General features: G+C 63.2%; 17 protein-coding genes. 13 read left to right on the top strand and 4 right to left on the bottom strand.

Features of this window, described 5'->3' with window-relative positions:
• The first annotated feature begins 25 nt into the window (after nucleotides 1–25).
• Genes ACMO6A_RS01365 through tilS form a run of 4 tightly spaced genes read left to right on the top strand, consistent with a single transcriptional unit; the run spans nucleotide 26 to nucleotide 5,739 of the window.
• Nucleotides 26–676, top strand: coding sequence for a GntR family transcriptional regulator (locus tag ACMO6A_RS01365; protein ID WP_009305266.1), 651 nt, complete (start codon nucleotides 26–28; stop codon nucleotides 674–676).
• The gene (rlmD, locus tag ACMO6A_RS01360; protein WP_015761449.1) at nucleotides 654–1,970 is read left to right on the top strand and encodes a 23S rRNA (uracil(1939)-C(5))-methyltransferase RlmD; all 1,317 of its coding nucleotides are present in this window, start codon (nucleotides 654–656) and stop codon (nucleotides 1,968–1,970) included. The genes ACMO6A_RS01365 and rlmD overlap by 23 nt, the downstream gene beginning before the upstream one ends.
• Nucleotides 1,967–4,624 carry an EAL domain-containing protein gene (locus ACMO6A_RS01355; RefSeq protein WP_009609097.1) on the top strand — a complete coding sequence of 886 codons (2,658 nt, stop codon included), beginning with the start codon at nucleotides 1,967–1,969 and terminating at the stop codon, nucleotides 4,622–4,624. Before rlmD ends, ACMO6A_RS01355 begins: the two co-directional genes overlap by 4 nt.
• Nucleotides 4,624–5,739, top strand: a complete 1,116-nt coding sequence (gene tilS, locus ACMO6A_RS01350) for a tRNA lysidine(34) synthetase TilS (RefSeq protein WP_015761447.1) — start codon at nucleotides 4,624–4,626, stop codon at nucleotides 5,737–5,739. Before ACMO6A_RS01355 ends, tilS begins: the two co-directional genes overlap by 1 nt.
• Before the next feature lie 6 nt (nucleotides 5,740–5,745).
• On the opposite strand, the gene ACMO6A_RS01345 is transcribed toward tilS, so the two are convergent.
• Together ACMO6A_RS01345 and ACMO6A_RS01340 are read right to left on the bottom strand one after the other, a co-directional pair.
• A complete protein-coding gene (locus tag ACMO6A_RS01345; RefSeq protein WP_021409975.1) occupies nucleotides 5,746–6,360 on the bottom strand; it encodes a zeta toxin family protein in 615 nt (204 codons plus the stop codon).
• Entirely contained in the window at nucleotides 6,360–6,743 is a 384-nt protein-coding gene (locus tag ACMO6A_RS01340; RefSeq protein WP_009305261.1) for a helix-turn-helix domain-containing protein, read from the bottom strand. The genes ACMO6A_RS01345 and ACMO6A_RS01340 overlap by 1 nt, the downstream gene beginning before the upstream one ends.
• 313 nt (nucleotides 6,744–7,056) lie before the next feature.
• Between ACMO6A_RS01340 and ACMO6A_RS01335 the strand changes: the two genes are divergently transcribed.
• The 7 genes from ACMO6A_RS01335 (at nucleotide 7,057) to ACMO6A_RS01305 (ending at nucleotide 15,592) form a co-directional block, all read left to right on the top strand.
• Nucleotides 7,057–7,734 (top strand): Maf family protein, encoded by a 678-nt coding sequence (locus tag ACMO6A_RS01335; protein ID WP_009609059.1) that lies wholly within the window; start codon nucleotides 7,057–7,059, stop codon nucleotides 7,732–7,734.
• Between the two features lie 355 nt (nucleotides 7,735–8,089).
• Nucleotides 8,090–8,632 carry a hypoxanthine phosphoribosyltransferase gene (hpt, locus tag ACMO6A_RS01330; RefSeq protein WP_015761445.1) on the top strand — a complete coding sequence of 181 codons (543 nt, stop codon included), beginning with the start codon at nucleotides 8,090–8,092 and terminating at the stop codon, nucleotides 8,630–8,632.
• A 149-nt stretch (nucleotides 8,633–8,781) separates the two neighbouring features.
• Entirely contained in the window at nucleotides 8,782–11,034 is a 2,253-nt protein-coding gene (ftsH, locus tag ACMO6A_RS01325) for an ATP-dependent zinc metalloprotease FtsH (RefSeq protein ID WP_015761444.1), read from the top strand.
• Entirely contained in the window at nucleotides 11,031–12,338 is a 1,308-nt protein-coding gene (gene folP / locus ACMO6A_RS01320; protein ID WP_114516487.1) for a dihydropteroate synthase, read from the top strand. The genes ftsH and folP overlap by 4 nt, the downstream gene beginning before the upstream one ends.
• Complete coding sequence (locus ACMO6A_RS01315) at nucleotides 12,335–13,366, top strand: biotin--[acetyl-CoA-carboxylase] ligase (protein WP_226844398.1); 1,032 nt, start codon at nucleotides 12,335–12,337, stop codon at nucleotides 13,364–13,366. The genes folP and ACMO6A_RS01315 overlap by 4 nt, the downstream gene beginning before the upstream one ends.
• Nucleotides 13,367–13,496: 130 nt before the next feature.
• Nucleotides 13,497–15,227 carry an FAD-binding protein gene (locus tag ACMO6A_RS01310; protein ID WP_114516488.1) on the top strand — a complete coding sequence of 577 codons (1,731 nt, stop codon included), beginning with the start codon at nucleotides 13,497–13,499 and terminating at the stop codon, nucleotides 15,225–15,227.
• Nucleotides 15,224–15,592: a cytochrome c3 family protein gene (locus ACMO6A_RS01305; protein ID WP_009609084.1), complete on the top strand. Its 369-nt coding sequence runs from the start codon at nucleotides 15,224–15,226 to the stop codon at nucleotides 15,590–15,592. The genes ACMO6A_RS01310 and ACMO6A_RS01305 overlap by 4 nt, the downstream gene beginning before the upstream one ends.
• A gap of 71 nt (nucleotides 15,593–15,663) precedes the next feature.
• Here ACMO6A_RS01305 and ACMO6A_RS01300 read toward each other — a convergent pair whose 3' ends face one another.
• Nucleotides 15,664–16,461, bottom strand: coding sequence for a MerR family transcriptional regulator (locus ACMO6A_RS01300; protein WP_009609047.1), 798 nt, complete (start codon nucleotides 16,459–16,461; stop codon nucleotides 15,664–15,666).
• 162 nt (nucleotides 16,462–16,623) lie between these two features.
• On the opposite strand from ACMO6A_RS01300, the gene ACMO6A_RS01295 reads away from it, so the two are divergent.
• Both ACMO6A_RS01295 and ACMO6A_RS01290 read left to right on the top strand, forming a co-directional pair.
• Entirely contained in the window at nucleotides 16,624–18,132 is a 1,509-nt protein-coding gene (locus ACMO6A_RS01295) for an MATE family efflux transporter (protein ID WP_009609101.1), read from the top strand.
• A gap of 124 nt (nucleotides 18,133–18,256) precedes the next feature.
• Complete coding sequence (locus ACMO6A_RS01290) at nucleotides 18,257–18,850, top strand: biotin transporter BioY (protein WP_015761439.1); 594 nt, start codon at nucleotides 18,257–18,259, stop codon at nucleotides 18,848–18,850.
• Nucleotides 18,851–18,963: 113 nt separating this feature from the next.
• Here ACMO6A_RS01290 and ACMO6A_RS01285 read toward each other — a convergent pair.
• On the bottom strand, nucleotides 18,964–20,074 hold a 1,111-nt coding region (locus tag ACMO6A_RS01285), incomplete at its 5' end, for a 3-oxoacyl-ACP synthase III family protein (protein WP_418470674.1).

The following is a 20,074-nucleotide window of genomic DNA, read 5'->3' as shown; positions in this document are numbered from 1 at the left end:
GAAAGCCGTACGACAGGCGGATGAAATGACGAACGAATACCGTTCCCTCAAAGACCATGTATACAACCACATCGTCGACCTGATCGACGGCGGGACTTTGGCCGACGATCACAAGATCAGCGAGCAGCAGATATGCGATGCGCTCGGCGTCAGCCGCACGCCCGTGCGCGAGGCGCTCATCCAGCTGGCCGCCGACGGTTACTTGGAGAACGTGCCGCGCAAGGGCTTCTACGTCAAGCGTGTGACGGAGGACAGCGCCCGCGAAATCGTGGAGATCATCGGCCCGCTGGACGGCCGCGCCGCGCTGTTGGCCGTGGGCGACATGACCGACGACGACATCGCGCAGCTGCAGTTTTTGCACGGTTCCATGCAGCTGGCCATCGAGAAGGGCCTCTACAAGAAATACGACGACCTGCAGCACGACTTCCACGACTGCTATGTGCGCAAGTGCGGCAACACCCGTCTGATAGGGCTGATTCACCAGATGAACCGCTACTTCATGAAACGGGAGTACGCCAACGTGGGCGCCGACGAGCTGGACGGCCTGCTGCGCAAGGCCAACGAAGAGCATGCGGAAATCGTCAGGCTCTTCGAGCTGCGCGACGGCGAAGAGCTGCAACGGTTTATTCGCGACGTACATTGGAGCATCGACAATGCCAAGTTCCTCGTCTGGTAGCGCCCAACCCGCGCAGCGTTCCACGCAGAAAGCGCCCGTCTGTCCCGTCGAGCGCGAGTGCGGCGCCTGCCAGCACGTGGGCGTTCCGTACGCGCAGCAGCTCGCAAGCAAGGACACGCGTGTGGCCGAGCTGTTCGCCGACGTGGCCGACGCGTCCGCGTTGCGGCCCATCCTGGGCATGGATGAGCCGTACTGCTATCGCAACAAGGTGGTGTCCCCCTACGCGCCCGGTCGCAAGCTGCAAGGCTCCGCGAACGCTCGGGCGGGGAAGGGGCGCGACGCGCGCGGCGGCCGCGACGGCAAGCGCGCTCAGAAGCCGCGCCGCGAGATCCTCTGCGGCATGTACGCGGCCGGATCGCACCGCATCGTCCCCACCGACGGCTGTCTCATCGAGAACGAAGAGGCCAAGCGCATCATCCGCACGGTCCGCGACCTCATGCCGCGCTTCGGTATCGAGCCGTACCGCGAGGATTCCGGCACGGGCTTCCTGCGCCACGCCGTGGTGCGCGTGGGACATACCAGCGGCGAGATCCTGGTCACGCTGGTCACGAACGGCCGCGCTTTCCCCGCATCGCGCGCGTTTTGCCGAGAGCTGGTGCGCCGCTGCCCTCGCATCACGTCGGTCGTGCAGAACGTGAACGAGCGCCAGACCAACGTAATTCTCGGCGAGCGCGAGCAGACGCTGTACGGTCCGGGCTTCATCCTGGACAAGCTGTGCGGGCTGAGCTTTCGCATCTCGTCGCAGTCGTTCTACCAGGTGAACGCCGTGCAGACCGAGGTGCTGTACGAGCGCGCCATCGACCTGGCCGGCTTCACCGGCTCTGAAACGGCCATCGACGCCTACTGCGGCACCGGCACCATTGGTCTGGTGGCCGCCAAGCGCGGCGCGCGCCAGGTGATCGGCGTGGACACGGTGGCGTCGGCCGTGCGCGACGCGCGCGAGAACGCGAAGCACAACGGCGTGGAGAACGCTCGGTTCGCGGTGGGCGATGCAGGGGCGTTCATGCGCGAGCGCGCCGCCGCAGGCGATGCTGTGGACGTGCTGCTGATGGATCCGCCGCGCGCCGGGTCGAGCGAGGAGTTCCTCGCGGCCGCAGTGACGCTGGCGCCCCGGCGCATCGTCTACATCTCGTGCAACCCGACTACGCAGGTGCGCGACCTGGCCTTTTTGCGCCAGCGCGGCTATGCCGTTCGCACGGTGCAGCCGGTCGACATGTTCCCTCATACGGATCACATCGAGACGATCGCGCTGGTGGAGCGCGTCGAGGGCTTCTTTGAAAGGAGCGACCGATGAGCGATTGCGATATTCGTCAGTCGTCGAACGATGAGCCTGACGAAGCGGTTCCGAGGATGCGGCACGACGCGCCGCTCGCGGTCGACGGGAGCCATGGCGGCTCCACCGATCTGCGCAGCTTCGTGTTCGATACGGTTCTCGAAGGCATGCGCACGAGCATCTACGTGACTGATCCGAAGACGGATCGCATTCTTTATATGAACGGGTTCATGAAGCACGATTACGGCGTGGAGGATCCGGAGGGCAAGGTGTGCTGGCAGGTGCTGCAGCGCGGCTTGACCGAGCGATGCGCCTTCTGCCCGGTTGACGAGCTTCTAAGCTGCGGCGACGAAGTTCCATTGGTGGAGTGGGACGAGGAAAGCCCCATGACGGGGCGCACGTACCGCAACTACGACAGCCTGGTGACCTGGGTCGACGGGTCGCGTGTGCATTTGCAGCAGTCGGTGGACATCACGGCGCTCGTTTCTGCGAACACCGACGAACTGACCGGGATGCTGTCGCGCCGAGCCGGTAAGGAGCGGCTGGGCATCTCGCTTGCGCGGGCTGCGGTCGAGGGCGAGCAGGTGTCCGTCGTTCTATACGACATCAACCGGCTGAAGGATGTGAACGATCTTCATGGCCATGCCGAGGGAGATTACCTGATCCGTTCGGCTGCGAACGCCGTACGATGCGAATTCGGTCCCAACGATTACGGGTTCCGCTTGAGCGGCGACGAGTTCGTGTGCGTATTCCTAGGCGACGCGGCTTCCACGCGCGTCAAGATCGAGCGCGCACGCGCTGCGCTCTCCGCGACTCCGCGCCGTACCGAGCCTCCCTACGAGATGGGTTTCTGCTTCGGCATCGCAGAGGCGGACCCCGAAGCGCCGCTGGAGTTGTACGAGGTGCTGGCCTTGGCGGACCGGCGTATGTACGAGGAGAAGCGACGTTTTCATATAGATCGCAACATCAACGCCCTGATCAGCGCTGAACGATCGGGCAGGGGGGTGTCGGTCGATCCGTGCTCGTTCTCGTACGATGAAAGCAAGCTGTACGACGCGCTGGTCGAGAGCACCGACGATTATCTGTACGTATGCAACATGAGAACCGGCGTGTTCCGCTACCCGCGCGCTATGGTGGAAGAGTTCGACCTTCCCTCCGAGGTGGTGGAAAACGCGGCGGCCGTGTGGGGTTCGAAGGTGCATCCTGACGACAAGCAGGCGTTCCTCGAATCGAACCAGGAAGTCGCCGATGCGCGCACGACGCGCCATTGGGTGGAGTATCGCGCCATCAACCGCAAAGGCGAATGGGTGCGTCTGCGATGCCGCGGCCGGCTCATCCTCGACGCGAAGGGAAAGCCGCTGCTGTTCGCCGGGTTCATCACGAACCTGGGAAAGAAGAGCAAGGTCGACCCGCTGACCGGTCTTTTCAACAAGTTCGAGTTCGAGGACGACGTGCGTCGTCGTATGGAGACGATGCAGAGCGCGCGGATCAGCCTCATGGTGCTGGGTATCGACGACTTGCGGCACATCAACGACCGCTACGACCGTGCATTCGGCGATGAGGTCATTCGGTTCGTGGCGCAGCGCATCCAAAGCTCGCTGCCCGAGGACGCGCGCGTGTACCGTCTGGACGGCGACGAGTTCGCCGTGATCGTCGATGACGATGTCGACGTGCTGCGCAGCGCATACGCGCAGCTAGGCGGTATGTTTCAGCGACAGCACGATCATGAGGGCCGCAAGTTCTATTGCACGCTGTCCGGCGGCATCGCGCAATATCCCGGCGATGCCGAAACGTACGAGAGCCTCGTGAAGTACGCCAATTACGCGTTGGAACACGCGAAAGGGCATGGGAAGAAGCGCTGCGTAAACTTCTCGCAGCCTATTCTGGCCGAGCGCGTGCGCGAGCTCGAGCTGATGGAGCTGCTGCGGGACAGCGTGGAGAACGGCTTCAAGGGATTCAGCCTGTGCTACCAGCCTCAGGTGGAAGCTGCAACGGGTTGCGTCGTGGGAGCCGAGGCGCTTGCGCGTTGGCGTTGCGACGAGTATGGCGACTTGTCGCCGCTCGAGTTTATCCCGCTGCTCGAAGAGAGCGGTCTTATCGTTCCTGTGGGCACGTGGGTTCTGCAACATGCTGTGGACACCTGTAAACGATGGAGGAAGGCGATCCCCTCGTTTACCATGAGCGTGAACCTGTCGTATCGCCAACTTGACGAGGACGGTCTGGTTCCTCTTATCGTGGACACGTTGCGAGAGGCGGAGCTGCCTCCTGAGAGCCTCGTCGTGGAGATGACCGAAAGCCGTTTCGCCGACGACGCCCAGGTCACTCATGAGCTGTTCGATCAGCTGCGCATGCAAGGCGTGCGTGTGGCTATGGACGATTTCGGTACGGGCTACTCGTCGTTGGGCGTGTTGAAGACGTCGCCTGCCGACATCGTGAAAATCGACCGCGCGTTCATCCGCGATATCCAGACGAGCACGTTCGATGCCACGTTCATCAAGTTCGTGGTGGAATTGTGCCACGCCGTGGGTATCAGCGTGTGCCTCGAAGGCGTGGAGACCAACGAAGAATACGAAGTAGTGGGCGGCATGGGTCTCGATTATATCCAAGGCTTCCTGTTCGGTCGTCCTCTGCCAGAAGAAGAGTTCGAGCGGAGGTTCTTGGAAGGGAGGGCATGATGGCTGCTGTGCAAACGGAAACGCTGGTCGATCGGGCGGCAGCGGTGCTCTCGGCACGCCGCTTGGCCGATGCCGATACGCCGGCGATGCTGATGGTGTCGGGCGGGTCGGATTCGACGGCGCTCGCGTATATCGCCTGCGAGTTGCGGGAACGCGGGGCGCTGGGGCAGCTTGCCATGCTGCACGTCAACCACCGGCTTCGGGGCGAGGATGCCGACGAGGACGCTCGCTTCGTCGCTCAGTTGGCCGAGCTGCTGGACGTTCCGCTGTTCTCGTGCGAGATAGACATAGCGGGAGAGGCGCAGCGCACGGGCGAGAACGTGGAGGCGGTGGCCAGGCGTGAGCGTTACCTGGCGGCCAACGAAGCGCTCGAAAGCCTCTGCTTGCATGCGGCGACACCGCTTGCCGATGGACGCATCCTGACGGCGCACACGGCCGACGATCGCGTGGAGAGCTTCTACATGCGCTCCATCGTGGGCACGGGGCCGGGTGGGTTCCGCGCCATGAAGTACCGCAACGGGCCGGTGGTGCGCCCCCTGCTGGATGCGAGCCGCGAGGAGCTGCGCGCCTACATCGCCGAGCGCGAACGCGACGGCGCGCCCGTGGCCTGCGACGACGCGGGGTGCTTATGGCGCGAGGACGCGACGAACGCGCACACCGACCGGTTCCGGGCCTACGTGCGCCATGAGATCGTCCCGCGCGCGAAGGAGCGCAACCCGCAGCTTCTGGAGGTGCTCGGCCGCACGATGAACCTCATCGCCGACGAGGACGATATGCTGGAGGATATGGTGGATGGGCTGATGGCGGGCCACGTCGAAGCGCTCGGCGACGAGTACGACGCAGGTTGCGTGCTGGCGCCCGCATTCGGCGCCGAGCCGTTGCCCCTGCGCCGGCGCGCCGTGATGCGCGCGCTGCAGCTGATGCTGGGTCGCGACGCCCGCGTGGAGACGGCCTCGGTGGAGGCCGTGCTGGCCGCGTTCGACGACGAGGCGGGCGGCAAGCCTCGCAGCGGCTACGTGGCCAACATCCAAGGCGACCTCGCCGTCAGCGCGAACAAGCGCGGCGTCCGCATAGAGCCCATGTCCGCCTACCGCGCCCGCCGAAAGCGCGGGTAGGTCGCGCTACGATCGTCTCCAAAGCGATTCGTCGGCGATGGCTTCGGGAAGCCATGCTCCCACTGACTTCGACGCGCCCCACCAAGCGAGCGTGTTGCGGTGCCATAGGGCGATGCGCTTGAACGCGACGGTGTTGTCCAATACGTGCGCCTCCTCGCAGTAGGGTAGCGCTTTGCTCAGATTCGCGAGCGACGCCCGGTACCGTTTTCGAACGAGCGCCTCATCTATATCGTGACCTCCCGCCTGCACGCGGCGTTCGATGCGTTGCAGGGCTATGCCCTCGTTTGCAAGGCCGATGTAGAACAGGAACACGCGGTATCCCTTCTCGCGTGCTTCGGCCATGGTGCGCAGGGCTCGATGGCCGGCCAGCGTTGTTTCCTGATTGAACGAGCGTCGTGCCGCCAGATGCTCGTCCACGCTGCGCAGCGCGATCCTGCCTGCGGCCACTTGATCCTGGCCGTTCGACCAGTCCCCGCCTTGCTCTCGGAGGATTTCGTCGGGGTTCACGCGCGCCATGGTGGCGGGCATCCCTCCCGTGTGCCAGAAATCGCTGCGGAACAGGGTGGATTTGCCTGCTCCGTTCACGCCGGCGAACACCACGTAGAACGGTTGCTCGCTCATCAGAAGACCCCTTGGCGAACGAGCTCCGACTGTTTGCGTTGGAGGAAGAAGTCGGCGACGGCGATGCGGAACGCGGCCTGCTCGGGGTCGTCGATCGCCGCTATCTCGGCAGCGCTCGGGCACGCTGCCAGATGGTCTTTGCATGCGCGATAGAGCTCGCTTGCTGCTGCGTGCGGCTTGCTGTCGTCTGCAGGGGACGGAACGTCCGCCTTGCGCGGACGGCCTGCGGACGGCCGGGTTGCGGCACGCTGCATCACGTCCTCCTCCCGGAGCGTCCACGTGCGTCCGACTTTCTGCGCCGGCAATGCTCCTTGTGCGATGAGCGCCCGCACCCGCGTTGGCGTGACCTGTAGGATTTCGGCGCTTTCGACGACCGACAGCATGCAACCTCCTTGGTTCTGCGCGAGCGGCATATGATCCGAGTATAGAATAATCATTGCGATATCGCAATGATTATTGAACTCGATGAGGGACGGCTTATGCGTTCTCAACGATATCGCGTACGCGCGTTCTCTTATCGCAGCGCATCGCGACGATTGTTTCACGTGAAACAATTCGGTGAGATGTGTAGCAGGGAGAATCGGGGAGGAGTTTGCGGTCGGGGTCAGAGTTGCCCGCGCTTGCGTCTGGGCGCTTCGCGTGGAACCTGCGTGCTCTTGGTGCAACGCTTGCGCCCGCTGCGCTACAATACCGCGCATGGAAAACGAACAGAACACCCAACCGGCGGCCGCGCCCGCCGAAACGCCCATGCCCGCCCTCGACATCGTGCTGGCCAGCGCGTCGCCGCGTCGCAAGCAGCTGCTCGAAGACGCCGGCGTGCGCTTCGTCGTGCACGCGTCCGAGGTGGACGAGACCTTGGAGCCCGACCTCCTGGCCGATCCGCCCGAGGCGTGCAAGAAGCTGGCCGAGCGCAAAGCCGGCGCCGTGGTGCAGGAGGTGCTGGCCGAAGACTACACAGGCATGGCCGCCGTCATCGGCGCCGACACCATGGTGGTGTGCGAAGGGGAGATATTCGGCAAGCCCGTCAGCCTGTCCGACGCGAAGCGTATGCTGCGCTGCCTGTCGGGTCGCACGCATGAAGTGCTGACGGCTGTATCCGTATGGATGGTGGCCGCGCCCGAGCCCGAGAACATCTCGCTGGGCTTCCGCACGTTCGTCGATCGCTCGGCTGTGACGTTCCGCGAGCTGACCGACGAAGAGATCGTCGACTATCTGCGCAAGGGCGAGTCGTTCGACAAGGCCGGCGCCTATGCCGTGCAGGGGGCCGGAGCCGATCTGGTGGCGCGCGTCGACGGCGCGATGGACACCGTCATCGGCCTGCCCGTAGGTCGTTTGCTGGAGGAGTTCCCGGACTTCGCGGGTTCGGCGTCCTGACGGACGGCGAACGACTCGACGCTGGGCGGCTGCGCCGCCCGATCTCTCAGTCGAGTCGAGGGCTCGCACATCGAAATGCGCTTCGCCTGCGCTCTCCCCACGATCCCGCGCGCCGCAACCTCCCTCGCTGACTTGCTGCGCCAGCCTATGGCATTTTCAACCTATCGTCCCAGTTCCCATTGCGAAATGTAAAAATCGTGACAGGCAGGCTGGCGTTACCGTATCGTCTCCTTTTCCCGGAAAGGCAATGGTACACTAGCTGAATTCAAGGTAAGCGTGACGCTCTCGCCCATTGATCTCGCAGATTGATCAGGGGCGATAGCGGAAGCGAAATGCGACGATAGAGGTTAGGAACGTGCACAACGACATTTCGGAGATCCTGTTCACCGAAAAGCAGCTCGCTGACCGTGTGGGCGAGATCGGCGCGGCCATCACGCGCGATTACGCCGACGCGGCCGACGAAGGCATCATCCTGATCTCGGTTCTGCGCGGCGCCGCTATCTTCATGGCGGATCTGGCGCGCAAGATCGAGCTTCCGCTCGAAATGGACTACATGGCCATCTCGTCGTACGGAAACGGCGCCAAGAGCTCCGGCGTGGTGCGTATCCTGAAAGACCTCTCGTCTCAAATCGAAGGGCGTCACGTCATCGTGGCCGAGGACATCCTCGACTCCGGTCTTACCCTGACGTACTTGCTGAAAAACCTGTCGTCGCGTCAACCGGCTTCCATCGAGGTAGCCACGCTTCTTCGGAAGAAGACGCTTGCGCAGGCGAAGATCGATTGCAAATATATCGGTTTCGAGTGCCCCGATGAGTTCATCGTGGGCTACGGGTTGGACTATGCGGAGCGGTATCGCAACCTGCCCTACATCGGCATCTTGAAGCCGGAGATTTACTAGCGAAGCTATCTTGGCGGTCGACCGGTTCGGCGTTGCCGAGTCGCGTCGTGCTAAGGGTATGCGGCATCGGCCGCATGCGATGACGGGCGGGCACGCGGGTCTGTCCGTCATCGCAGCGCGAGTCGGTGAGAAAAGGAAAGTTAAACGCTATGGCACAGCAAAACAAACAATCGCAGTTCCAGCAACCCAGCCCGAGGACGACCATCATATCGGTAGTCCTGTTCATGCTGGTGGCTTTCTTCGTGGGCCAGCAGTTCTTGAACATGTCGTCTGCCGGCGCCAAGCCTACCGACCGTCTGATCACGTCCGAGTTCGTGCAGGCCGTCGAGCAGGATCGCGCGACGAAGGTGGTGTACAACGCCGGCGACTACACGGTGTCGGGCTCGTACTATCCCGCCATCACGGCGGGCTCCACCGGCGCCGATGCGTTCAACGAAGCCTTCCAGGCGCTCAACGCGCGCATGGCCACGCTGAAGAACCCCGAGACGGGCAAGGCGCTCGGCGGCGTGGGCACCACCGACATCAACGGGGCCACGCTGGGCGTGGAGCGCAACTTCACGTCCACCTATTACGGCGGCTCGCTCGGCGACCTCATGGCGGCGCATCCCAACGTGCCGTACGAGGTGGCGCTGCCCAGCCCGTTCGTGGAGCTGCTCGGCACGCTGCTGCCCTTCATCATCATCGGCCTCATCCTGTTCTTCTTCTTCAACCAGATGCAGAAGGCGAACAACTCGCAGATGAGCTTCGGCAAGGCCAAGACGAAGAAGTCCATCGAGGAGCGCCCCGACGTGAAGTTCTCCGACGTGGCCGGCGTCGACGAGGCCGTCGAGGAGATGCAGGAGATCAAGGACTTCTTGGCGAACCCAGCGAAGTACCAGTCCATGGGCGCGAAGATCCCGCGCGGCTGCCTCTTGGTGGGCCCTCCGGGCACTGGTAAAACCCTGCTCGCGCGCGCCGTCGCCGGTGAGGCGGGCGTGCCGTTCTTCAGCATTTCCGGCTCCGACTTCGTCGAGATGTTCGTCGGCGTGGGCGCGTCTCGCGTGCGCGACTTGTTCCAGCAGGCGAAGGATGCCAGCCCGGCCATTATCTTCATCGACGAGATCGACGCTGTCGGCCGCCAGCGCGGCACGGGCCTCGGCGGCGGCCACGACGAGCGCGAACAGACGCTGAACCAGCTGCTGGTGGAGATGGACGGCTTCGAGAGCAACGACTCGGTGGTGCTGATCGCTGCTACGAACCGCGCCGACGTTCTGGACCCGGCGCTGCTGCGCCCCGGCCGCTTCGATCGCCAGATCGTGGTGGACGCGCCCGACGTGAAGGGCCGCGAGAAGATCCTGCAGGTGCACTCGAAGGACAAGCCCATCGGCAGCGACGTCGACCTGTCGAAGGTGGCCAAGCTCACGCCGGGCTTCACGGGTGCCGACCTGGCCAACCTCATGAACGAGTCGGCGCTGCTCACCGCGCGTCGCGGCAAGAAGATCATCACGCAGCAGGAAGTGTCCGAGTCCATGGAGCGCGTCATCGCCGGGCCCGAGCGCAAGGGTCGCGTGCTGGACGAACAGACGAAGCACACCATCGCGTACCACGAGAGCGGTCACGCCCTGGTCGGTCACCTGCTTCCGCACGCCGATCCCGTGCACAAGATCTCGATCATCTCGCGCGGCCGAGCGCTGGGCTACACGCTGTCCATCCCCAAGGAGGACAAGGTGCTCAACTCGCTCGGCGAGATGCGCGACGAGTTGGCCGTGTTCATGGGCGGTCGCGTGGCGGAGGAGATCTTCTGCGACGACATCACCACGGGCGCATCGAACGACCTCGAGCGCGCCACGAAGATGGCCCGCGCCATCGTCACGCAGTACGGCATGAGCGCCGAGCTGGGCACGCAGGTGTTTGGCCAGCCGAACCACGAAGTGTTCCTGGGCCGCGACTACGGCAACACGCAGGACTACTCGGAGGAGACGGCGAAGCGCATCGATGACGAGGTCGCCCGCATCATGAAGGACGCGCATGATCGCGCCTATGAGATTCTGGCAAGCCATCGCGAGCAGATGGATCTCATGGCCAACGTGCTGCTTGAGCGCGAAACGGTGGAAGGCGAGGCGTGCCTTGCCCTGCTGGACAACACGTGGGACGAGTACCTCAAGCACGAGGACGAGATCATCGCGGCCAAGGAGGCCGAGGAGGCCGCCGCGCGCGCCCGCGACGAGCATCTGGCCGACCCGAACTGGAAGGAAGAGCCGGTCGAGCCGGGCGACCAGGATCCGAATCCGCCGTACCGCGAGCCTGCGGAGGGCGACGGCGACGATGCGCCCGCATCTGCTTCGTCGACGTCGGACGAGGCGCCTGTCGACGCTCCGGCTCCGCAAGCCCCTGAGCAGAAAGGCGACGGCACCGAACGATGATCTGGCGCTGCGCAACCTATGAGTTCGATACGAGAATGCCCATCGTCATGGGCATTCTCAACGTTACCCCCGACTCCTTCTCCGACGGAGGCCAGCACGACGGCTTCGATGCCGCGCTGGCTCATGCCGAGCGCATGGCGGAGGAGGGAGCCCGCATAATCGATGTGGGCGGCGAGTCCATGCGGCCCGGCGCCGCGCCGGTGTCCGTGGACGAGGAGCTGGCGCGCGTGCTGCCGGTGGTGCGCGCATTGGCGCAGCGCGATGTGTGCGTGAGCATCGATACGCGCCACGCCGAAGTTGCGCGCGCGTGCTTGGAAGCGGGCGCGGCCATCGTGAACGACGTGTCCGGCTTCCGCGACCCCGCCATGGTGGATGCGGTGCGCGACAGCGATTGCGGGCTGGTGGTCATGCACATGCAGGGCGACCCCTCGACCATGCAGAACGCGCCTTCGTATGACGACGTGGTGGCCGACGTGCGCGAGTGGCTGCGCGACCGGGCTGCCGCTTTGGAGGCTGCGGGCGTCGCGCACGACCGCATCTGCATTGACCCCGGTCCCGGCTTCGGCAAGACGCCGTCGCAGACGCTGGAGCTGGTGCGCAACTTCCAAGAGTTCGTGCGCCTGGGCTACCCGGTGATGGTGGCGGTGTCGCGCAAGAGCTTCTTGGGCTGGGCGTACGGCATCGACGAACCTTCTGCGCGCGACGAGGTTTCGGCTGCCGAGGCGCTCATGGCCTGCGAGCTGGGAGCCAGCGTGGTGCGCGCGCACAACGTGGCGGCCACGGTTGCCGCGCTCGAAGGGCTGCGGCCCTACGCGCTCATCGGCATGGGCTGCAACGTCCCGCTTGTGGCCTCGCCCGGCGAGGAGCGCGAGGGCAAGATCGCCATGCTCAACCAGGCCATCACCGAGCTGTGTTCGCTGCCCGACTCGCAGATCGTCGACATCTCCAGCTTTTACGAGAGCGAGCCGGCCTACTACCTCGACCAAGATTCGTTCGTGAACGCCGTGGTGCTTTTGCGCACAGGTATTCCGCCGAAAGAGCTTCTGGGCTACCTGCATGCGGTGGAGAACAGCCTGGGTCGTGTGCGCGAGGTTCGGAACGGGCCGCGCACGTGCGACCTCGATATCCTCGACTACCAGCTGTACGTCGTGGATGCCGATGTGCTCACGTTGCCGCATCCGCGCCTGCTGGAACGCGATTTCGTAGTGCAGCCCCTGTTGGAGCTGCTCCCTGGCCACGTGCTTGCCAATGACGTGCCGGTTAGCGTCGATGGGGTTACGGTGGGGAAGAGCGTGCGGCTGTGAGCAAGGGGCGCTCTGTGCCCTCGTTTTGCGTCGACGGCTCTTCGTCGCTCCGGAAAGGCGATGCGCGTGTTTCGGAATTTGGATTCGGCAACGAGGGGGAAGGCGGTTCGCCGAGCGGCTTCCCGTTTCGCATCGCTCTGCACGAGGAAGTTGCATCGACGAACGACGAAGTCAAGCGCGCGTTGGAGGCGGGAGAGCCGGAAGGCCTCGTCGTCCGCGCGCTTCGCCAGGTTTCCGGTTACGGCCGGCAGGGTCGTTCGTGGACCAGCCCGGAAGGCGGACTGTATTGCTCGCTGTTGTTGCGCCCCCAGGTGGCGCCGCGCGAACTTCCCACGTTGAGCCTGGTTGTGGGCATGGCGGTGCGCCGCGCACTCGTTGCGCTGGCGGGCGCGCGGGCTGAGGAGGCCGTGCGCATCAAATGGCCCAACGATGTGGTGCTGGCACAAAAGGCGCGCTATGCACGATTTCCTGAAGCAACCGAAATTCGCGACCTGGGGTTTTCCGAATCTGGGAAGGAATTAGGGCAGAAAAATCGTGCACAGCGGTTATTTTGTGCCAACGAAGGCGATGCTTGCAGTGCGCGAGACGGCCGAGCGCCTGATTTCGCGAAGCTTTGCGGCATCTCGCTCGAGGCGCACGGCGGCGGCGTGTGCGTGGGCGTGGGCGTGAACGTACTGCCGCCCGACAAGCGCCCCGACGTGGGAGGCAAGAATCGTCCTGCGTACGTGGCCGACCTCGCGGATTCCGTTGCCGCGCCGGCCGTCGCTGTCGAAGCAGTGCTCGAAGCGCTCCTCGCCGCCTTCGCGCCGCTGTACGGTGTATGGCGGCGCAACGGCTTCGCACCGCTTGTGGACGAGTTCAACGCCTACTCCAGCTTGAACGGACAAAACGTTCGCATGGTCGATCGTGCGGACAATCTGCTGGCGGAAGGGGCGGTTGTGGGCGTCGACGCTCAAGGCCGTCTCGTGCTGCGTAGCGAATCCGGCATCGAAACCGCAATCTCCTCCGGCGAAGCGCACCTCGTGTAGCACGCTCGTTCTGTCGAAAAGCCCGTCGTTCTCTTTGAATCTCCTGCTTGACCCTCGACATGGTTCAGGGTCTACCGTTGTCCCTGCGCCCTGAGCGGCGTCAAGAGGGAACGTACGTAAAGGAGGAGAGATGGAACAAGCCAGATTGTCACGGCGAGACTTTCTCAGAGGAGCGGGGTTAACCGGAGCTGCGGCAGCGGGCATGCTCGCGTTTCCCGGAGCAGGCAAGGCGTTTGCGGACGACGGGGCTGCCGATGCGCAATCAACGGAGGCGACGGATTCAGGCAACGAGTATTCCAAGGCTCTGGGTGACGATGCGTCGCTGTGCCCTCTGCGCAAGGCTGATTTTCCCGGTCCGCGCGGGCCGATCGCGTTCGAGGATCGTGATATCGCCGAATCTGAGATCAGCTCTACCGAGGAGTGCGAGGTTCTCATCATCGGCGCCGGCATCGGCGGGCTGATGGGCAGTTTGAAGGCGGCCGAGGAGGGCGCGAAGGTCATCACGTTGGAGAAGATGACCGAGGGACGCTCGGCGTGGGAGAGTTTCGGCGCGGTGGGCGCGAAGTTCCAAAAGGAGCAGGGGATTGATATCGATCCTGCTCAGCTGCGCGATGAGATCTACCGTGCTGCGGATTGGCGCGTCGACCCCTGCTCCATCGAAACGTACGTGAACCGGTCGGGCGAAGTAGCCGATTTCTGGCAGGATATGCTCGACAAGGGTGGTTCGGGTTGGCAGCTGTACAAGTTCGACCAGGCGCCGAACTACAACGGTTTCCCCGTCATCGACAGCTACGTCAACTTCAAGATGCCCGAGGGTATCAGCACTACGTGGCTGTTCGGCCTGTACGTGTGCAAGGAGCTGCGCGCGGTTGCCGAAACCTACGACAACCTGGAGATTCGCTATGAGATGCCCGCCGTGCAGCTCATCCGCGAAGACGGCGGTCGTGTGATCGGCTGCATCGCTAAGAACGGCGACGGATACGTGCGCATCAACGCATCCAAGGGCGTGTTGCTGGCCACGGGCGGCTACGACGCGAACCCTGAGATGATGCAAGCGTGGGTGCGCCCTGAAGACTACGAGTCCTCTGTGTGGTGGAATCCCAGCTGGGGAACCACAGGCGACGGCCACATGATGGGCCTCAGTATCGGCGCGGACATGGACTCATTGCCGCATCCGGTCATGAACTTCAGCAACGCCACCCCGTCCACGTTCGTCGAGAAGCGCGTGTACTTCCCCGGCGCTATGAACTACTCGATCATCGTCACCGAAGAGGGCAAGCGCTTTGTGAACGAGAACCAAGCGCGCCAGTACATGTCGAACGCCATCAACGTGCAGAAGCGCCGCGGCCATCAGTGTTTCCATATCTTCGACCAGGCTATGATCGCCTCTGCGTTGGAGAAGGAGCCGAGCGCCGAGAAACAGCTTGAGCGCGACGAGGCCAAGGGCCATCTGTTCCGCGCTTCGTCCTTGGGCGAGCTAGCGTCTAAGGCGGGCATCGACGCCGCCGCCCTTGAGGAAACGGTGGCGCGCTACAACAGCTTCTTCGAGGACGGCTTGGAGCGCGACCCCGACTACTACCGTTACGCGGGCAACAACAAGCCTTTCACGGGTGAGACGTACTATGCCTTGGTCACGAACAGCGTCATCCTTGCCACGGTGGGCGGCCTCACCATCAACGGCGACACCCAGGTGCTGGACAAGGACGGCAAGGTTATTGAAGGACTCTATGCCACGGGCAACGTGTCGGGCAACTTCTACGCAGGCAACTACCCGCGCCATATTCCCGGCACGTCGGTGGGTCGTGCGGCGACGTTCGGCTACGTGGCGGTAGAGCATATGTTGAAAGGAGGCCAGGCATGAGTCGGTCTACCTTGCGTCTGGACATTATGATTGCCCTCGTGGCGGTTGCGTTGGTGGCGGTGTTCGCGATAGCGGGTTGTGCGCCGCAACAGGCCGATTCCGGGTCGAGCGAGGGTACGAAGACCCAAACGGTGTCGAGCGAGGCGGGCGCCTACGTTTCCGACGAGCAGTGTCTCAGCTGCCATGGCGGTAGCTACGAAGCGCTTGCCGAGCGCACTGCTGACCTGGGTGATTGGAATCCGCATGATTCCCTGCACGGCGGCTACAATGCATGCGTGAACTGCCACGAGAAGGACAAAGAGATCACGTTCAACTACTGCGAGAACTGCCATGTGTACGCGCCTGACGAAGAGGTGCTGTACTAGCAACGCGGTTCTTTCCCTCCCTTGAAGGGCTTCGTCGCGTTCGCTGCGCCGAAGCCCTTTCCTTATGCACTTCAGCTGACGGGCACGTACAGAGTTTCGATGTCGCTTCCGAATCCGTCGAGATTGAGGAAGGAGGGGAAGAGGATGATGTCGTTCCTCACTCGATAACCGTGGCTGTCGAGGTGTTCGAACAGGCTCGTGAACGTTTCCTTCTGCACGCTTTCCGTTCGGGTCGCTTGTCTTCTAAAGCGAATGCATTTTCCCAAGCAGAGGCGCTTTACCTGCTTTCGCGCCCCTTCGTCAAGGCGGTAGCTCTCGTGTTCGGGCATGGTCATGACATAGTCGGGGTTGACCGTTGGGCGGTTGTCCAGCAGGTCGTCTCGCTTGATGATGCGTGCACAGCTGGTGATGCTCAGAAGGTTGTAATACTGCGAGATCGTTTTCTCGTGCTCGAGCGAGACATGGAAGTCTCGTCCGTATGAAGAGTTGATGTACACCTGATCGGCGGCATCCACCAGTTCGAACTCTAAACCAGGTTCAGACTGTATCGCGCCAAGGGTGCTTTCAAGCCGTCTTAGTCGGTACGCGATCAGGTCGGCTTCGTGCATGAGCTTTTCTTGTTGATGCAGCAGTGACCGCTCGAACTCTTCTGTGCCTTGTTTCGCGTCGAGCATAGCGACCGCTTCATCGATGCTGAACCCGTATTGCAGCAGCACACGAAATGCGTTTGATTTGAAGGCATCTTCGGGGGTGAATACTCGGTAACCGTTTTCCTGACGATCCGAGAGAATCAAGCCGTGCTTCTCGTAGAAACGGATCTTCGATTGCGGCAGGCCTGTCATGGCCGAGAATTCCTTCATCCGGTACATGCTTCCCCTGTTCTCCATGTAACGTGGCGATGTTGCTCCAATATAGCATACGCGGTGCGGCTTTACGGTGTATCCGATTTCCAGGCTGTGCGGCGGCGAAAAGATGGGTTACAATGTGCCGTTCCTCGAAATTGGAGAAGCTCGAAAGGCAGCGGCGAACTCATGGAATCAGAAGCAACGAACCCCTCTCTCGACCTCAATGAAGAACGTGCCGGAGCACCGATCGGCAAAGATCCGAAGCGCACCGGCCGCGACGATAAAGTCAGCCGCATGGGTACGGCGTCCATTCCGCGGCTTATCGTGGAATTCGCCATCCCTTCTATCCTGGGCATGCTGGTCAACGGTGCGTACAACGTCATCGACTCCGTCTTCCTGGGGCAGGCCATGGGCGAGATCGGCCTTGCCACCGCCACGGTGGCCATGCCCATCATGACGGTGTTCATGGCCATCGCCATGCTCGTGGGCAACGGCGGTAATGCGCTGGCAGCGTTGCGCATGGGCGAGGGCAACCGGGTGGAGGCCGAGCGTAGCCTGGGCAACACGGTGTGCCTGTCTCTCGTGTTCGCGGTGATCGTGGCCGTGCTCATGCATATTCCCGCCTGCGTCAATGCGCTGCTCGGCGTGTCGGGCGCCACGGCGGAGGATTGGGAGTACGCTCGCTCGTTCATCCAGATCATCTCGCTGGGCTTCGTGTTCCAGTGCATCGGCATGGGCGTGAACAACTTCATCCGTACGGCCGGCGCACCGAACCGCGCGCTGGGCACCATGATCATCGGCGCGGTATCATGCACGGTGTTCAACTTCCTGTTCGTCATGGTGCTGGGCTGGGGCGTGCAGGGCAGCGCGCTGGCCACGGTGTGCGGCCAGGCCATCTCGTGCGCCACGGTGCTGTGGTACTTCATCGTTACGAAGAACGTTCCTATGAAGCTGCATCTGCACTACTTGCCGCTGCATCTGCGCACGGTGCGGCTGATTCTGTCGCTGGGTCTGGCCAGCTTCGCCGTACAGGCGGGCATGGCCGTGGTGAACTTCGTGCTGAACAATCTGCTGAACATGTACGGCGCCATGAGCCCGCTGGGAGCCGAGGGGGCGCTCGCGTCTATCGGCGTGGTGCAGCGCGTGGCCATGTTCGCGGTGCTGCCGCTGATCGGCGTGTCCATCGCCATCCAACCGCTGCTGGGCTTCAACTACGGCGCGCACCTGTTCGAACGCGTGAAGAAGACGCTATGGTACGGCATCTTCGGGGCGACGGGCATCGGTTTGGCGCTGTGGGCGCTCGTGCACCTGTTCCCCGAGCAGATCGTCGGGTTCTTCGGCATCACGAACGAATCACTGCGCGACTTCACGGTGTTCGCCCTCAAGGTGCAGCTGCTCATGCTGCCCTTCATCGGCTTCCAGATCGTGGGCTCGAATTACTTCCAGGCAACCGGGCAGCCGCTCAAGTCCATCTTCTTGTCGCTGACGCGCCAGATACTGTTCCTGGTGCCGCTGCTCATCGTGCTGCCGATGGTGCTGCCCAGCTGGTTCCCGCAGTTCGTCAGCCTCGACGCGCTGTACTTCGCCACCCCCGCGGCCGACTTCCTGGCCATCTTCACCACGGTGGTGTTCATCGTCTTAGAGATGGGACGCTTGAAGAAGCTCGAGAGCGGAGAACTGAAAGCGAAGTTCTAAGCCGCTCGTATCGCGCATCCAGATTGTCACCCTTGCTTAAACCCCGCGGTTCACAAAACTGCGGGGTTTGCTTATAGTGCGAGGCTGCTGAAAACGAAGGATCGTCCTGGAAGAGGAGCGGAGCATGGAAGCAAACAAGGTGAAACAGGGTTCTATGGGGGCATCGCGCACGCGCTCGATCGCGTTCGTCGCGTTGACTATCGCCCTTTTGGGCGTGTCCGCATGGGTGTCCATCCCGATCGGGCCGGTGATGCTGACGCTGCAGATGTTCGCGGTCATGTTCGCAATTATGGTGCTCACGCCGAAGCAGTGTATGGCTTCTATCGCCGGCTACCTGGCGCTAGGAGCTATCGGTTTGCCGATGTTCTCAGGCATGCGCGGCGGTATCGGCATGTTGATGGGACCGACGGGCGGATACCTGTGGGGATTTCTGCTGGCTGCGGTGGTTGCGCTGCTCGTTCGCGAGGGTCTGAGGCGTGCGATCGGCGAGAAGGGGGTTTCGGGTCCGATGGCGATCGTGGTCGACATGGTGGCCTGCTTGGCGTTCATCATCGTGACGTACGTGTGCGGATGCTTCCAGTACGCTGCTGTGGTAGGCGTCGATTTGGCGGCGGCTTTCATGGTGACTATCGCGCCCTTCGCCGTGCCCGACTTGCTGAAGGCGGTGGCCGCTGTGCTATGCGCTCGCGCTGTGCTTCGAGCTCTGCCCAAGCGGTAGGAAACATCGATCACCAAACGAAACGGGCGCCTTCGGGCGCCCGTTTCGTTTGGTGATCGATGGCAGAGGGACGTGGTCGATATCTCATCCCTCTGCCATGCTCGCTTGCTGATTTACGCTTCCAGCAGCACCGCGCCGGAGGTGAAGCCGCCGCCGAATGCGACGAGCACTACCTTGTCGCCGCGCCTGATGCGGCCGGCGTTGTACGCGTCGCATAGAGCCATAGGCAGGCTGGCGGCCGACGTGTTGCCAGTGTGGTCGATGGACAGCTGGAAGAAATCCATCGGGCGCCCCAGCTTCTTGGCGGCGTACTTGATGATGCGCTCGTTCGCCTGGTGGGGCACGATGCAGGCGACGTCATCCAGCGTGAGGTTTGCGCGGTCGAGCGCCTCGTGCACGGCCGTGGTCATGGCCTCGGCGGCGAACTTGAACACCTTGGGGCCGTCCATGCGCAATACCTGGCGCGGTTCGCCCGCGTCGACGAATTCGGTAATGCCCAGCTCGGCATCGATACGGGAGAGCGATGCGTCTTCGGGGGCTTCGGGCGACGCGCCGTCGATGTCGAACGGCAACGGGGCGTCGTAGGCAAACGAGCAGGTGAGCGCGTTCGTGTCGTCGTCGGCGTTCGTGATGAAGCTGCTCATGATGCCAGGTCGGTTCTCGTTCCACTCCAGCACCGCCGCGCCAGCGCCGTCGCCGAACAGCACGCAGGTGTTACGGTCGCTCCAGCCCGTCACGCGCGTCAGGCGCTCGGCTCCCACCACGAGCGCGCGGCGAACGGGGTTGCGGCCCGCGGCACCGGGCGCTCCGGCGGTCGAACCGGCCATCATGCACTCGGCCACGGTCAGGCCGTACACGAAGCCCGTGCAGGCGGCGTTCAGGTCGAACGCAATGGCGTTCTCGAGACCCAGGCGGCGGCGCAGCAGCCCGGCGGCCGAGGGCACCAGCACGTCGGGCGTGATGGTGGCGTAGATGACGAGGTCGATGGAAGCGGGGTCGATGGCCTCGCCGTCCTCGCGCCAGCCGCCGTCGGCAAGACCCAGCGCTTGGCGGGCAGCGGCTTCGGCCAGATCGGTAGCGGTTTCCTCGACGGCAACGTGGCGCGATCTGATGCCCGTGCGCGTGCTGATCCATTCGTCGTTCGTGTCGACGAGCGCTTTCAGCTCGTCGTTGGCCACTTCCAGCTTCGGGAGGGACTTTCCGCATCCGATGATCGTGCTGCCC

Origin of the sequence: Eggerthella sp., assembly GCF_048329335.1 — a bacterium.
GTDB lineage: Bacteria > Actinomycetota > Coriobacteriia > Coriobacteriales > Eggerthellaceae > Eggerthella > Eggerthella lenta.
Note: the sequence above shows the minus strand (reverse complement) of the source record. Positions and strands in the feature narration are given on the sequence as shown.